Consider the following 14,249-nt stretch of genomic DNA (forward strand, 5'->3'; position numbering starts at 1 on the left):
CGGCGTTGGCGGCGCCGTCCCCGCCCGTACTCTTGGGTGCGCTGGAGAAGTTCACGAGCGAGCAGGGGCACACCTTCGCACCCGTCGCGGGCTTGGTCTCCGCTGACGCCGAGGACATCATCACCGCGTTCGCGAGGGCTCGGTTCACATCGTCTCGGGTCTCACAACCGACCGGCTCGGTGCCGCAAGCGATCCGCGCAACCGCCGAATCGGTCCTCGCTCCGGCGATATCGACCCCACAGGTCGTGGCGGCCGCAGTTGTCGAGAACGTGTACAAGACCATTGTCACTGCGCTGTTGATACCGTTCGCCTTCGCGTTCTTCGGCATCATCTTGGTGGTTTCGGCAATCCAGAACTACTTCTACAACGCAGGAAACGCAATTGCCGGCTCAGCGCTCGCCAGCGAGCCAGCGTTGAGTGATGTTGAGCCCGTCACCCCGGTGGCAGGGGGACCGGTGGAAAACGGGCCGGGCGAGGCGGCGGTCTCTCCTGCGGTGACGCCCTCTGAACCCGCGACCGGCAATGAACAGACGTCGACCGACACAGTGGCCTCGGCGCATCAGGTGACGGGGACGCACCGGGCGACCGAAACACCCGACGCGGAGCGACAGTCTACGGGTCCGGTGGCCGCCGGTGTCCCCGAGCCGTTGTCCACCGAACCCGCGTCCGTGCCTGTGAACAAGACCGAACCGAGGACGGCCACCGGTGCCGTGGTGCGCGATTCGCTCGGCGTGGAGAACTCGCCGACCGATCGGCCGCATAGTGGCAACGGCGGCGATGCGACGAGCGAGCCCGCCGGTGGCGGCGATGGAGAGGCAGCGGCCGGCGACTCGTCAGACAGCAGGTCCTCGGGCGCGGACTCCTCGGGCGGGGACTCCGGCGACTCCCGATGAGGTTGAAATGCAGTGTCGCGCCACTGCGCGCGTCGAACGGTACGGGGGCGACGATTCGGATCGCGGAACCCGACCGAACCACCGGTAGCGATCGTTCCGCCACGACAGGCATGGAGGAATGACAATGGTCAACGCAACGCACATCGGTCGCGTCGGGGCGCTCGCGGTCGCGCTGGGAGTAGGGAAAGTTCGGCGCGCCTCGACTCGGATGACGGTGTCGATTGGCGTCGCGGCACTGGTGGTGACGGCCGCGTCGGCGCCGGTATCAACGCAGTCGCAGGCGGTCGAACTGTCAGCCGATTCGACCGCGCTGATCGTGTGCGGGACGACTTGCCCGACGCCCGACGCCATCTGGGTCGAGCGCATCATGAACCAGTTCATCGCACCCACCCATCCGGGCCAGACCACCACGCCGGTCGCGGTGACCACACCACAGGAGTACTGGCCCATCACCGGTCTATTTCGCCTCGTCGGATTCGCGGTCGGTGATCCCACCATCTGGGGGCCGGGTGGTCCGGGGTGGCCGGATGAGCCGTGGTGGAAACTCACCGGGCTGTTCGATCTCACGATCGATCGGTCGATCCGGGCCGGGGTCGCCGATCTCGAACAAGCCATGGCCCAGCATGGCAACGACCATCTGGTGATCTACGGACTCTCCCAGGGCGCTACCGTGGCGAACACCGAGAAGCGCAAGCTGGCCGAGCAGTATCCGGCGGGGACCCCAGCACCCGATATCGACTTCGTGTTGCAGGGTGACCCGAATCATCCCAACGGCGGCCTAAGTTCGCGGTTCCCGGGCCTTTACATTCCAATCCTCGACCTCAGTTTCGACGGGCCCGCGCCAACCGGCACCCAATTCGACACCATCGAAATCAACCGCCAGTACGACGGGGCGTCCGACTTTCCCCTGTATCCGCTCAACGTGGTCGCGTCCCTCAACGCACTGCTGGGTTTCGTGTACCTGCACACGCACCCGTTCGACGTCAGCCTGCCTGCCGATCCGACGACGTCGCAGGCGTACCAGGGCACCCATGGCGACACCCGCTATTACTTCTTTGAGACCGAGAACCTGCCGTTGTTTGCACCACTGCGCAGTCTTGGGGTGCCCGAGGCGTTGATCGATGTTGTCGAGCCGTTCTTCCGGGTGCTGGTTGAACTGGGGTACGACCGCAGCATCCCGCCGTGGGAACCCACCCCGGCACGGCTGATACCGACCCTCAATCCCGTGACTGTGACGAGCGATCTCGTCGCGGCGATCGGTGAGGGCATCAACAACGCCGCGACCCTCATCAGCTCGCCGCCTCCGAGGATTCCTGCGCCGGTCGCACTTGGGGCGGCGACCAGAGACACGGCCGACGCCGACACCTCCGACCGGGTGACGTCGACAGACCCGTTGACCCAAACCGAACAGGTCCCATCGAGGGAATCTGTGGTCGACACGGGCCAGACATCGACGGACACCGAGACTTCGACATCAACGCCATCAACGCCATCGACGACATCGGTGACCGAAACCGACCTGCCAACGTCACCGCCACCAGACGCCGATGCTGAGGCATCCGAGGGTGCGGCGTCTAACGCATCGACGTCCAAACCGGCGAGGCCGCTGGTGCGCGATTCACGCCGGGCGGACCCGCTCTCCGCCCGGTCCAAGCCCGGCGAAGACGACCAATCGACCACCCGGATCGCCACTGCGGGCGACGAGGCCGCGACCGGTGAATTCTCCAAGGCCACTGAATCGTCATCAGCCAAATCGTCGTCAGCCAGCAGCCCCTTGAGCGGTGGCTCGTCGGACGGCGACCGTTCCTAGTGGCTCTCGCCAGACTGCAGGGCGTCGACCATCGCCTCGGCCCAGGCGATGTGTCCCTCGAAGCCAAGCGATTTCGCCATCGCGCGATAGCGACTCAGCAAGCCCCGGTAGGCGTCGTCGTCGGCGAGGGCCCCGGCCAGCAGCGCGCGCAGCCGCAGCAGCGTGATATCGAGCATCGCAGAATCTTGATCGGCCCGGAGGTTCGCCACCCATTCGATCGCTTCTTGGGCTTCGGCCAGATCGCCCTGGGCGCCGCGCTCCAGGAGCGTCTCCACCAGAACCCCGGAACTCCAAACGCCATAGCAGGGGTATCCCTCGCGCAGCTCACCGACGGCTTGGCGTATCACTGGTATGGCAGCATCGCGGTCACCGCTCCTCGCCGTTTCGCGGGCGGCCCACACGTCGGTCACCGGGATGAGGAAGAGGACGCTCCTGCGCAGCCATACGTCGCGGGTCTGCATCATGAGTTCGAGCCCACGGTCACGAGCGGCCGCAGCGTCCTGGTTGAGCAGCCAGACGGCCAACGTGTACCCGGCCAGTCCCAGCGCGCGATCGTTGCTCGCTCCCCGGGCGGTCTGAAGCGCCTCTTCACTGGCGCCCAGGAGGGAGAGATCAGCGCGGAGCGCTCCGTACTGCATCGCGATACCGTAGGCCCACGCGATGACACTGGAATATGTCTCCGCGTTGCTGCCACGAGCCATCGCGACAGCGTCATGGAGGTCTCTACGCCACCCGGGATAGCCCAGGCACCACCGAGCGGTGCCGCGCCATGCCAACGCGATGGCCAGCGGTGATCCCACGCCGTAGCCGGCGCCCTTGACAGGGTCACCGTCCGCCAGGTCGACGATCGACTGCGACCAGCGCACGACTTCGCCGAAGTCGAGGACACCGTGCCAGCTGCAGAAGGCGACGGCAGCCAACCCCATCGTCGGGGTGGGATCCTCAATCGACTCGAGCAGCACCACCTGTTGGGATGACAGTCGCGCGGCCTCACGCGCTCGCCCGAAATACAACGCCTCGGTGGCGATCGCGCTCATGCCGATGGCCAGCGAGACCTTGTCGCCGGCCGCGTTGCACAACTCTCGCAATTGCGCGAAGCGGGCCCGGCTCTCTCGGATCTCTCTGGCCTGAATGTCGGTGGCGCACAGCATGGTGCGCGGGGCGATGCGCATCGACAGTTGGTCGGATCCTTCGCCCGGTAGCCCATCGGCGATGTCGCTTGCCCGCACCCAACTGAGCCGGGCGGCGGCGAGATCGCGATTAGTCAGCCACGCGCCGGCTTGCATGTGCCAGCCATACGACGCGTAGTGATCGCCGGCGGCCTGCAGATGTTCGGCGATCATCGCTGCGTTCTCTTCGATCGAGTCCGGCGCTTGCTCTTGAATCGCTGAGGCCAGGCGCCGGTGGGCCTCGGCGCAATCGGACTTCAGCTGCGATTCGTACGCCACCGCGCGAATCAACGGGTGTCGGAACGCGTACTCGGCGCTCGGGGTGAACCGCACCTGATCGATCAGCTGCGCGCCGAGCAACTCGTCGAACGTCGCGTCCATGCCCAATGCGAACAACAGGTCCGCGCTGAAGCGGTTCCCAATCACAGACGCGGCATTCAGCGTCCGCCTCGCCGGGCCGCTGAGCCGATCGACGCGTGCCGCGATGGTGGCCTGCACCGTGGCAGGCACGTTCACCTCGGCGACATCCACCCCGCAGACATAGTCACCAATCTCGCCGGTGAGCACTCCGCGCTGCACCAACTCGCGCACCATCTCCTCGATGAAGAACGGGTTGCCTGCGGCACGCTCGGCGATGACCCGCGCCAGCTCGCCGACCGATGGACTCGGCCCCAGCAGCTCATCCAGCAGCGCGGTGCTATCCGAGTCGTCCAATGGGGCAAGCGTTATCGCTTGGGCGCCACTCATCTGCAGCAGCGCGCCCTCATACTCGGGTCGGGAAGTGATCAGCACCATCGACGCCGTACGCGGGATCACTGCCAGAAAGTCGGCCAACATCGACTCGCTGACCGCATCGATCCAATGCACATCCTCGATGATGAACAGCGCCGGCCTGTTTCGGGTCAGCGCCCTCGTGTTGACCAGTTCAGTCAACCGGCGCCGCCGCCTTTCAGGGTCTATTTGAGGCGGAGGCACTTTCGGGTCGGCGATGCTCAACAGGTCATCGAGCAGTAGTAGGTCTCGTGGATCGGCATTCGGATATTGCTGACGCACTTTCGCGCGTGCGGTCTGGTCGTCGAGGTCCCTCACGTCGGTGGTCGCCCGCAGCAGCCTAGTGACAGTGTGGAATGGGATGTCCCGCGTATGCGACTCGCAGAACTCCCACACCACCTCCACCCCGCGACCGGCGGCCAAGGCCGCGGACTCCCTTGCCAACCGGCTCTTACCGATTCCGACCGGCCCCACCACATTCACCACGCCGCCCCGGCGGGCCATCGTGCGTTCCAACATCGTGTCGAGCACTGCCATCTCCGAACGTCGACCAACCAGGCTGGCCTCCGAGCGCCCGGCCAGGGGGTCTCGGGGCTTGATGCCGGTCAGTCGCCGGGCGCGCACCCGTTCGTCGGCGCCCTTGACGTCCACCCACTCCGGTTCACCGAGCACTACCGTGTGCTCGACCAACCGTGTCGTCGACTCCGAGAGCATGACGCCGCCTGGGGGAGCCGCCGATTCCATCCGCTGCGCGAACCCGACCGGCTGGCCGGTCGCGGCGTAGCCCAGTGTCCCCGAGCCGATCTCGCCGGCGATGACCCGGCCCGAATTTAGGCCCACCCGCAGCCGCAAAGCCACACCATCACGGCGGTGCACGTCGGCGGCCAACTGTTCGGCCTCCTGCTGGATGTCCAGCGCGGCCAGACAAGCGCGGAAAGCGTGATCCTCCAGTGCAACTGGGGCGCCAAACAGTGCCATCACCCCGTCGCCGTTGTATTCGACGGTGCCGCCGTAGCGGCGTACCACTGTCGCTAACCGCTCCACGAGCGCGTTCATGATCTCGCGCAACCGCTCGATGTCGAGGCTGGCCGCGAGGTCCATCGAGCGCACCACATCGGCGAACAGCACCGTCACCTGCTTGTACTCGGCTGCTTCACCCGGCTTCGGAATCGCGGTACCGCACTGCCCACAGAACTTGGCTTTCTGCCACAGGCTGGTGCCGCATGATCCGCATGCCAGTCCCGTTGTCATCCAAATACCGCCGATCTCGGGGGGCATCCACCTCGATTGGCCAAGAGTAGGACGTTCAACAGCAGCTGGCGGGGTTATCGACCCGCATGCAAACGGCTCAGCGCTGACCCCAATTGGCGGTGGCGGGGGAGACGGGGCACCTAATCCAGACGCACGGATTCGACGGTCACTGCCGAATTAGGCGCACCGTCGTCCGACCCGTCCTCCACCCCGTCGGCCGCGATCCGGTCGACCACCGCGAGACCGGTCTCGTCGACCGTGCCGAACACCGCGTACGTCGGGGGCATGGCCGAGTCCTCGTAGACGACGAAGAACTGACTGCCGTTGGTGCCCGGACCGCTGTTGGCCATCGCGAGCGTCCCGCGCGGGTAGCGCACGGGTTGCTGCAACGCGGGATCGGTCATCCGGTACTGGTTCGTGGGGTACTCGTTGGGGAAGCGGTAGCCGGGCCCGCCGCTTCCGGTGCCCGACGGGTCACCGCATTGCAGCACCCGTAGCGACTCCGAGGTGGTGAGCCGGTGGCAGGGGGTGCCGTCGAAGTACCCCTGCTGCGCGAGGCTGACGAAGCTGTTGACCGTGCACGGCGACTTGGCGTTGTCGAGCCGCAGGCCGATCGCACCCGAGTCGGTGATCAGCGTGGCGTCCACGACCGCGGGTGCGGTGGGCACCCTTCCGGTGCGCGGCGGCCGATTGGGCCTGCTGGCGTCCTCGGTGGTCGCCGGGTACTGGCAGTTGGAGCCCAGCGTCGCAGGCGGTTTGAACGGCGGCAGACCGTTCTGCGGGAGCGGGCCGGCCGTGGTGCCAGGAAAACCGGGGTCCTGGGCTCGGTAGTCGTCGACTGCCCGGATCGCGAGGCTCGCGACGACGATGGTCGCGACCAGGAACAGGATGCCGAGAGCGGTCAGGACGTACCCGAGGATCAGGCCTGCCAACGCCAGGCCGTGCCCCTGCTCGCCGGTGCGCTTGATCTGGGACAGCGAGAGGTGGCCGAACAGGATGCCGAGCGGCGCGAACAGGAACGCACAGATCAGCGACGCGATCGCCAGACCGTTGGTTCCGGTCGGCGGTGGTGGTGGATAGCCATACCCGGCCCCATACCCGTAGCCACCCCCGTACGGCTGTGGGTCGCCGTACGGGGCTGGCTGCGGAGGTCCCGGTGGTGCCGGGGGCGGAACGGTCACGGGGTCGACACCGGTGGTGTCAGTCCAGCCCGAGGGTCTTGATCTGCACCGGCTTCGCGGGCGGTCCGTCGCCCCCGCCGCCCTGCACGCCCGCGGCCGCGATCTTGTCGAGCGTGGCCAGGCCGGTCTCGTCGATGGTGCCGAACACGGTGTAGTTCGGCGGCAATTGCGAGTCCTGGTAGACCAGGAAGAACTGGCTGCCGTTGGTTCCGGGCCCGGCGTTGGCCATAGCCAGCGTGCCGCGCGGGTAGATCACCGGCTGCTGCAGCGCGGGGTCGTCGGGCTGGAACTGATTGGTCGGATACTCGTTGGCGAACTCGTACCCCGGGCCGCCGGTGCCCTTGCCGGTCGGGTCGCCACACTGCAGCACCGCGAGTCCGCCGGTGGTGAGCCGGTGGCACGGGGTGTCGTTGAAGTAGTCCTGCTGCGCCAGGCTGGCGAAGCTGTTGACCGTGCACGGTGCCTTGCCGTTGTCGAGCTGCAGGCCGAGGTTGCCCTCGCTGGTGGTCATGCTGGCGCTGACCTGGGCGGGGTCGGTCGGCACCTTGCCCGTCCGCGGCGGGTTGTTCTTCTTGCTCGCCGCTTCCGCCGCGGGGTACTGGCAGTCCGCGCCGAGATCGGCGGGTGGCTTGAACGCGGGCAGCGTGGACCCGTCGGCGGGCGGCTCCTGCGTCGAACTGGCCGCACCGCTGGTGGTCGTGGCGGCCGAGGCGGTGGTGCTGCCGGAGTCGCGGTTGGTGATGACGACGGTGGCCACCACCGCGGCGACCAGGGCCACCGCACCGACGGCCGAGCCGATGATCGTCAACTGGCGTCGCCGCTTGGCCTGTGCTTCTCTGCGTTCCAGCTGCCGTTCGAGCTTGCGCTTGGCCGCTGCTCGCCGCTGTTCGTTGGTCGGCACCGCCGCTGTCCTCCTGGTGATCGCTTCGTTCTTCGGTGAACGGGGTGTCGCCGGGACGGCGACCTCACTCGCATTCGGCACCGAGTGTGCCAGGAATGCCTGAAAAGGGGTCCCGCGACCCGCACGACCGGCAGCTGACCACGAGGTGGGAAACTGGACTCCGTGTTGATCACCGGTTTCCCTGCGGGATGGCTGCAGTGCAACTGCTACGTCCTGGCCCCCAGTCAGGGCGCTGACGCGATCATCGTCGATCCCGGTCAGAAGGCCATGCCGCGGCTGCGCAAGATCCTCGACGAGAACCGGCTGACCCCGGCGGCGGTGCTGCTCACCCACGGCCACATCGACCACGTCTGGTCTGCGCAGAAGGTGGCGGACACCTACGGGTGCCCGACGTACATCCACCCGGAGGATCGCGCGATGCTCTCCGACCCGATCAAGGGCTTCGGTCCCCGGCTGGCCCAACTGGCGGTCGGAGTGATGTTCACCGAGCCGCGGCAGGTCGTCGAACTCGACCGCGACGGCGACAAGATCGCACTCGGCGGCATGACCGTCACCGTCGACCACACCCCGGGGCACACCAGGGGGTCGGTGACGTTCCGGGTTGCCGGCGGGCAGGAGCGAAGCGACTCGGGGATGTCGTGGGCCAACGGACCGGCGGAGATGGCGTTCACCGGCGACACGCTGTTCAAGAAGTCGATCGGCCGCACGGATCTCGAGGGCGGCAGCGGTCGCGACCTCTACACGTCGATCGTCGAGAAGCTGTTGGTCCTCGACGACTCCACCGTGGTGCTGCCCGGGCACGGCGAGAAGACCACCATCGGCGCCGAACGTCGAACCAACCCCTTCCTCGAAGGTCTGTGATGAGCGAATTTCAGGCGCCCAAGGGCGTCCCGGATTACCTGCCGCCCGAGTCCGCCCAGTTCGTCGCGGTCCGCGACGGTCTGCTGGAGTCGGCTCGTCGTGCCGGCTACGGCTACGTCGAGCTGCCGATCTTCGAGGACACCTCGCTGTTCGCGCGCGGCGTTGGGGAGTCCACCGACGTCGTGTCCAAGGAGATGTACACCTTCGCCGACCGCGGGGAGCGGTCGGTGACCTTGCGGCCCGAGGGCACCGCGGGCGTGATGCGTGCGGTCATCGAGCACGGCATCGACCGCGGTGCGCTGCCCGCCAAGCTCTGCTACTCGGGTCCGTTCTTCCGCTACGAGCGCCCGCAGGCCGGCCGCTACCGGCAGCTGCAGCAGGTGGGCGTCGAGGCCATCGGCGTCGACGACCCGGCGCTCGACGCCGAGGTGATCGCCATCGCCGACAGTGGGTTTCGCGCACTCGGGCTCGACGGCTTCCGCCTGGAGATCACCTCCCTCGGCGATGACACGTGCCGGCCGCAGTATCGAGAGTTGTTGCAGGACTTCCTGTTCAAGCTCGATCTCGACGAGGACACCCGGCGGCGGGCCGAGATCAACCCGCTGCGAGTGCTCGACGACAAGCGGCCGCACGTGCGGGAGATGACTGCCGACGCACCGGTGATGATGGACCACCTGTCCGACGTCGCCAAGCAGCACTTCGACACCGTGCTGGCACATCTCGACGCGCTGCGGGTGCCGTATGTGATCAACCCGCGGATGGTGCGCGGGCTGGACTACTACACGAAGACGACGTTCGAGTTCGTCCACGATGGCCTCGGCGCGCAGTCGGGTATCGGCGGCGGTGGTCGCTACGACGGGTTGATGCGCCAGCTCGGCGGGCGTGACCTGTCCGGCATTGGCTTCGGGCTCGGCGTGGACCGGACCATGCTCGCCCTGGCGGCCGAGGGCAAGACGGTCGGGCAGACCAGCGCGGTCGACGTGTTCGCGGTGCCGCTGGGCGACGCGGCGAAGCTCGAGCTGGCGAAACTGGGTGCGGCACTGCGCGACGCGGGCGTCCGGGTGGACCTGGCCTACGGCGACCGCAGCATGAAGAGCGCTATGAAGGCGGCCGACCGCTCCGGTGCGGCGATGGCACTGGTCGCCGGTGACCGCGACTTCGAGGCCGGCACCGTTGGCGTCAAGGACCTGGCCACCGGCGAGCAGGTCGACGTGGCCATCGACGCCGTCGTGGGCAACGTGCTCGCGCGCCTCGGCCGCGTCCGCCTCCTCTAGCCCCTTTCTGGCGAGCACTTCCCGCGAGCGTGCGTGTTTGCGGGCGACACGCCGGGTGGAAACCCGAGTTTGCGCACGCTCGCAGAGGGTCGAGTGGGGCGTCCACGCCGAGTGTCGGGTTGAGTCACGTAAAAATGCGAAACGCGTGACACAAGGCGACACTCGGCAGCACCCAAGGATGGCAGCATCGTTGCCCATGCGGGTACTGGTGCAACGGGTGACCTCGGGGCGAGTCGTGGTCGATGGCGACGTGGTGGGGGAGATCGCTCCGGAGGGTCAGGGGCTGGTGGCGCTCGTTGGTATCACGCACACCGATGATGCCGACGTCGCCGCGCGGATGGCCGAGAAGTTGTGGCGTCTGCGCATTCTCGACGGTGAGCGCAGCGCTGCCGACGTGGCGGCGCCGGTTCTCGTGGTCAGCCAGTTCACGCTCTACGCCGACACGGCGAAGGGGCGGAGGCCGTCGTGGAACGCAGCCGCACCCGGCGTCGTCGCCGAACCCCTCGTCGACGCGATGTGCGACGCGCTGCGCGGTTTCGGCGCCGACGTTCAGACGGGCATCTTCGGCGCCGACATGAAGGTCGAGCTGGTCAACGACGGTCCGGTGACCGTGCTGCTCGAACTGTCCTAGATCGCCATCGCGGCGCGCACGTCGGCCTCCGACGCGGAACCGCCGGTGCCACTGGACGTCACGCGCCCCGACTCGAGGATGTAGTAGCGCTGCGCCGACTCGAGCGCGAACCCGATGTGCTGCTCCACCAGCAGCACGCCGAGACCGCCCCTGCGGGTGAGCGCCGTGATCGCCGCCTCGATCTCGGCGACCACCGAGGGTTGAATGCCCTCGGTGGGTTCGTCGAGGATCAGGCACGTGGGCGTGGTGATGAGTGCCCGCGCGATCGCGAGCTGCTGACGCTGACCGCCCGAGAGCAATCCGGCCCGCCGGCCCAACAGCTCCTTGAGCGCCGGGAACAGGTCCAGCTGCTCGTCGATCAGTTGCTTACCGTTCTTACGGCCGTCGGCGACCACCTGCAGGTTCTCCGCGGTGGTGAGCTGCCCGAAGGACTGCTGGCCCTGGGGCACGTAGGCCAGCCCGCGCGCCACCCGGGCGCTCGGCCGCATCTTCGTGACGTCCTCGCCGTCGAACATCACCCTGCCGCCCGAGCACTTGAGCAGTCCGACCGCAACGCGTAGCAGCGTGGTCTTGCCTGCACCGTTGTGGCCCATCACCGCGGCCACGCCGTCCGAGGGCACCTCGAGGTTCACTCCGTGGATCACCTCCGAGCGGCCGTATCCGCTACGGACGTCGACGAGTTCGAGCATCAGGACTCCTCCACCAGAGCGTCGGTGCCCGCCGCGGCCGTGCCGAGGTAGACCTCCTGCACCTTGGGATTGGCCTGCACCTGCGCGACCGTTCCCTCGGCGATCACTTGTCCGCGTGCCAGGACCGTGACCGACGTCGCGAATGCCCGCATGAAGTCCATGTCGTGTTCGACCACCACCACGGTCCGTTCACTACCGATGCGCCGCAACAGGTTTCCCGTCTCCTCGCGTTCGTCGTGGCTCATCCCGGCCACGGGTTCGTCCAGCAGCAGCACGTCGGCGTTCTGGACGAGGAGCATGCCGATCTCCAGCCACTGCTTCTGCCCGTGCGCGAGCACCCCCGCGGGCCGGTCCGCCAGGTCGGCCAGACCGGTGATCTCGAGCGCCTCCTCGATGGCAGGCAACACCCCGGATCGGCGCCGCAGCAGCGTCCACGCCGACCGCCCCGCGCCTGCGGCGATGTCGAGGTTCTGCAACACCGTCAGCTGTTCGAACACGCTCGCCGTCTGGAACGTGCGGCCCACCCCGAGCCGGGCGATCTGATGCACCTTCTTGCCGAGCAGTTCGACGCCGGACTTACTGACCGACCCCGTGCCCGACACCAACCCGGTGATGGCATCGATGACGGTCGTCTTGCCCGCGCCGTTGGGCCCGATCAGGAAGCGCAGGTCACCCTGGAAGAGCGTCAGATCCACGTCGCTGACGGCCTTGAAGCCGTCGAAGTCGACGGTGAGCCCGCGCACTTCGAGGTACTGCGTGCCCATGCCGACGTTGCCGCCGGCCACCGGCGTCGTCGAGCTACCCAAGGTCTCGGTCATCGGCTGGCTCCTGCCTTCTCGGGCTCGGGGTCGGGGTCCGGTATAGCCACCGGTTCCGGGTCCGGTTCCGGCTTGCCCTTGCGCCGGCGGCGCAGGAAGACGCCGAGTCCCGCGAAGCCGGCGGGGAAGAACCCGACGACCACGATGAACAGCAGGCCCTGGGCGTAGGTCCACTCCGACGGAAAGCGTTCGGAGAACACGGTTTGCGCCCAAGCCACGCCGATCGCGCCGAGCACGGGTCCCAGCAGCGTCGTCCTGCCCCCGATCGCCACGCCGATGAGGAACGCGATCGACGGCAGGATGCCGACCTGCGACGGCGCGATGAACCCGACGATCGGGGCGAACAGCGCGCCCGCGATGCTCGCGAACAACGCGGCCACCGTATAGGCGACGACCTTGACGTTCGCCGGGTCGTACCCGAGGAAGCGCACGCGCTCCTCACCGTCGCGCACTGCGACCAGCAGTTCGCCGTAGCGGCTCTGCATCAGCTGGCGCACGATCGCGACGACGATCAGCAGGACTGCCGCGGCGATGAAGTAGAGCATCTGCTTGTTCACTGGGTCCTTGAGCGCGAACCCGAAGAACGTGCGGAAGTTGTTCAGCCCGTTGCTACCTCCGATGCTGGTCTGGCCGATCAGCAGGATCGCCAGCGCGGCGGCCAGCGCCTGGGACAGGATGGCGAAGTACGCGCCCTTGACGCGGCGCTTGAACACGCCGAGGCCCAGCAGGGCGGCGATCGCCGTCGGGACGAACACCACCGCCAGCAGCGTCACGATGGGCGACGCGAACGGCTGCCAGTAGGCGGGCAATTCGCGAACGCCCGCGATCTGCATGAAGTCCGGCACCGCCTGCTTGGTCAGTGCGGCGTCGGAGATCTTCAGGTGCATCCCCATGATGTAGCCGCCGAGGCCGAAGAAGACGCCCTGGCCCAGGACGAGCATTCCGCCACGGCCCCAGGCCAATCCGATGCCGACGGCCACGATGGCGAAGCACAGGAACTTCGCCAGCAGGCTGAGCCGGAAGTCCGACAGCAGCGCGGGGGCGACGCCGAACAGCGCGACGGCGGCGATGCCGAACCCCGCCCACGTCTGCCAGCGGCCGAGTACGCGTGTCATACGAGGCTCCTGGTCCGAACGGTGAACAGTCCCTGCGGGCGAACCTGCAGGAAGAACACGATGATCACGAACACGATCACCTTGGCCAGCGAGGCGGTGGTGTTGTATTCGATGAACGAGTTGAAGAACCCCAGGCCCAGCGCCGCGATCACCGTGCCCTTGATGTGGCCGAGACCGCCGACGACGACGACGAGGAACGCGTCGATGAGGTAGCTCTGCCCGGTGGTGGGGCTCGTCGAGCCGATCAGCGTCAGTGCCACCCCGGCCACGCCCGCCAGACCCGATCCGATGAAGAACGTCGTGATGTCGGTCTTGCGCGACGAGATGCCGCTCGTCTCTGCCAGATCACGGTTCTGCACGACGGCGCGGATGCGCCGTCCCATCGGGCTCGTCTTGAGCGCCGTGGCCAATGCCGCCACGCACACCGCGGCGAGGATCAGGATGAAGATGCGGGTCTTGGGCACCACGGCGCCGAAGATCTCGACACCACCCGACAACCACGACGGGGCGATGACGTTGACGGCGGGGGCGCCGAACACGTCGCGCGCCACCTGCTGCAGGATCAGGCCCACGCCGAACGTCACCAGCAGGGTGTCCAGCGGCCGGTCGTACATCCGCTGGATCAGCGTGACCTCCAGAACCACTCCCATGAGGCCACCGACGAAGAACCCGATGACCAGTGAGAGCAGCAGTGAGACACCGGCATTCGAGAACACCTGCTGCACGACGTACGCGGTGTAGCAGCCGGCCATGATGAATTCGCCGTGCGCCATGTTGATGACGCCCATCTGACCGAACGTCAGCGACAGGCCCAGTGCAGCCAGCAACAGGATCGAGCCGAGGCTCAATCCCGTTGCCAGCTGTCCGATCAGGACATCCACGGGT

Annotated in this window: 12 protein-coding genes; 5 read left to right on the plus strand and 7 right to left on the minus strand. The window is 67.4% G+C overall.

What is annotated here, in order from left to right; all coding sequences use genetic code 11:
- Positions 1 to 5: 5 nt before the first annotated feature.
- Together LOK44_RS16765 and LOK44_RS16770 are read left to right on the plus strand one after the other, a co-directional pair.
- On the plus strand, positions 6 to 893 hold the full coding sequence (locus LOK44_RS16765) for a hypothetical protein (protein WP_237571237.1): 888 nt from the start codon (positions 6 to 8) through the stop codon (positions 891 to 893).
- 238 nt (positions 894 to 1,131) lie between these two features.
- The gene (locus tag LOK44_RS16770) at positions 1,132 to 2,703 is read left to right on the plus strand and encodes a PE-PPE domain-containing protein (RefSeq protein WP_237571238.1); all 1,572 of its coding nucleotides are present in this window, start codon (positions 1,132 to 1,134) and stop codon (positions 2,701 to 2,703) included.
- Here LOK44_RS16770 and LOK44_RS16775 read toward each other — a convergent pair.
- The 3 genes from LOK44_RS16775 to LOK44_RS16785 form a co-directional block, all read right to left on the minus strand.
- Complete coding sequence (locus tag LOK44_RS16775) at positions 2,700 to 5,894, minus strand: ATP-binding protein (protein WP_443678107.1); 3,195 nt, start codon at positions 5,892 to 5,894, stop codon at positions 2,700 to 2,702. The genes LOK44_RS16770 and LOK44_RS16775 overlap by 4 nt on opposite strands.
- Before the next feature lie 140 nt (positions 5,895 to 6,034).
- A complete protein-coding gene (locus LOK44_RS16780; RefSeq protein WP_237571240.1) occupies positions 6,035 to 7,075 on the minus strand; it encodes a peptidylprolyl isomerase in 1,041 nt (346 codons plus the stop codon).
- A gap of 19 nt (positions 7,076 to 7,094) precedes the next feature.
- On the minus strand, positions 7,095 to 7,976 hold the full coding sequence (locus tag LOK44_RS16785; RefSeq protein ID WP_237571241.1) for a peptidylprolyl isomerase: 882 nt from the start codon (positions 7,974 to 7,976) through the stop codon (positions 7,095 to 7,097).
- 162 nt (positions 7,977 to 8,138) lie between these two features.
- On the opposite strand from LOK44_RS16785, the gene LOK44_RS16790 reads away from it, so the two are divergent.
- The 3 genes from LOK44_RS16790 (at position 8,139) to dtd (ending at position 10,742) form a co-directional block, all read left to right on the plus strand.
- Positions 8,139 to 8,837, plus strand: coding sequence for an MBL fold metallo-hydrolase (locus LOK44_RS16790; protein ID WP_237571242.1), 699 nt, complete (start codon positions 8,139 to 8,141; stop codon positions 8,835 to 8,837).
- The gene (gene hisS / locus LOK44_RS16795) at positions 8,837 to 10,111 is read left to right on the plus strand and encodes a histidine--tRNA ligase (RefSeq protein ID WP_237571243.1); all 1,275 of its coding nucleotides are present in this window, start codon (positions 8,837 to 8,839) and stop codon (positions 10,109 to 10,111) included. The genes LOK44_RS16790 and hisS overlap by 1 nt, the downstream gene beginning before the upstream one ends.
- A gap of 196 nt (positions 10,112 to 10,307) precedes the next feature.
- Positions 10,308 to 10,742: a D-aminoacyl-tRNA deacylase gene (dtd, locus tag LOK44_RS16800; RefSeq protein ID WP_237571521.1), complete on the plus strand. Its 435-nt coding sequence runs from the start codon at positions 10,308 to 10,310 to the stop codon at positions 10,740 to 10,742.
- On the opposite strand, the gene urtE is transcribed toward dtd, so the two are convergent.
- From urtE to urtB, 4 genes are read right to left on the minus strand one after another with little or no spacing between them, the layout of a single operon-like run.
- On the minus strand, positions 10,739 to 11,431 hold the full coding sequence (gene urtE, locus LOK44_RS16805; RefSeq protein ID WP_237571244.1) for an urea ABC transporter ATP-binding subunit UrtE: 693 nt from the start codon (positions 11,429 to 11,431) through the stop codon (positions 10,739 to 10,741). The two genes, dtd and urtE, sit on opposite strands and share 4 nt — an antisense overlap.
- Positions 11,431 to 12,249: an urea ABC transporter ATP-binding protein UrtD gene (urtD, locus tag LOK44_RS16810; protein ID WP_237571245.1), complete on the minus strand. Its 819-nt coding sequence runs from the start codon at positions 12,247 to 12,249 to the stop codon at positions 11,431 to 11,433. The genes urtE and urtD overlap by 1 nt, the downstream gene beginning before the upstream one ends.
- Positions 12,246 to 13,364: an urea ABC transporter permease subunit UrtC gene (gene urtC / locus LOK44_RS16815; protein WP_237571246.1), complete on the minus strand. Its 1,119-nt coding sequence runs from the start codon at positions 13,362 to 13,364 to the stop codon at positions 12,246 to 12,248. The genes urtD and urtC overlap by 4 nt, the downstream gene beginning before the upstream one ends.
- Positions 13,361 to 14,245, minus strand: coding sequence for an urea ABC transporter permease subunit UrtB (urtB, locus tag LOK44_RS16820; RefSeq protein WP_237571247.1), 885 nt, complete (start codon positions 14,243 to 14,245; stop codon positions 13,361 to 13,363). The genes urtC and urtB overlap by 4 nt, the downstream gene beginning before the upstream one ends.
- Positions 14,246 to 14,249: the final 4 nt, after the last annotated feature.

Source organism: Mycolicibacterium lacusdiani (assembly GCF_021916785.1).
GTDB classification, from domain to species: domain Bacteria; phylum Actinomycetota; class Actinomycetes; order Mycobacteriales; family Mycobacteriaceae; genus Mycobacterium; species Mycobacterium lacusdiani.

Bases quoted from the DNA above. Each gene is read 5' to 3' on its own strand.
- urtC (WP_237571246.1), bottom strand. From the start codon at position 13,364: ATGACACGCGTACTCGGCCGCTGGCAGACGTGGGCGGGGTTCGGCATC.
- urtE (WP_237571244.1), bottom strand. From the start codon at position 11,431: ATGCTCGAACTCGTCGACGTCCGTAGCGGATACGGCCGCTCGGAGGTG.
- LOK44_RS16775 (WP_443678107.1), bottom strand. From the start codon at position 5,894: ATGACAACGGGACTGGCATGCGGATCATGCGGCACCAGCCTGTGGCAG.
- dtd (WP_237571521.1), top strand. From the start codon at position 10,308: ATGCGGGTACTGGTGCAACGGGTGACCTCGGGGCGAGTCGTGGTCGAT.
- urtD (WP_237571245.1), bottom strand. From the start codon at position 12,249: ATGACCGAGACCTTGGGTAGCTCGACGACGCCGGTGGCCGGCGGCAAC.
- hisS (WP_237571243.1), top strand. From the start codon at position 8,837: ATGAGCGAATTTCAGGCGCCCAAGGGCGTCCCGGATTACCTGCCGCCC.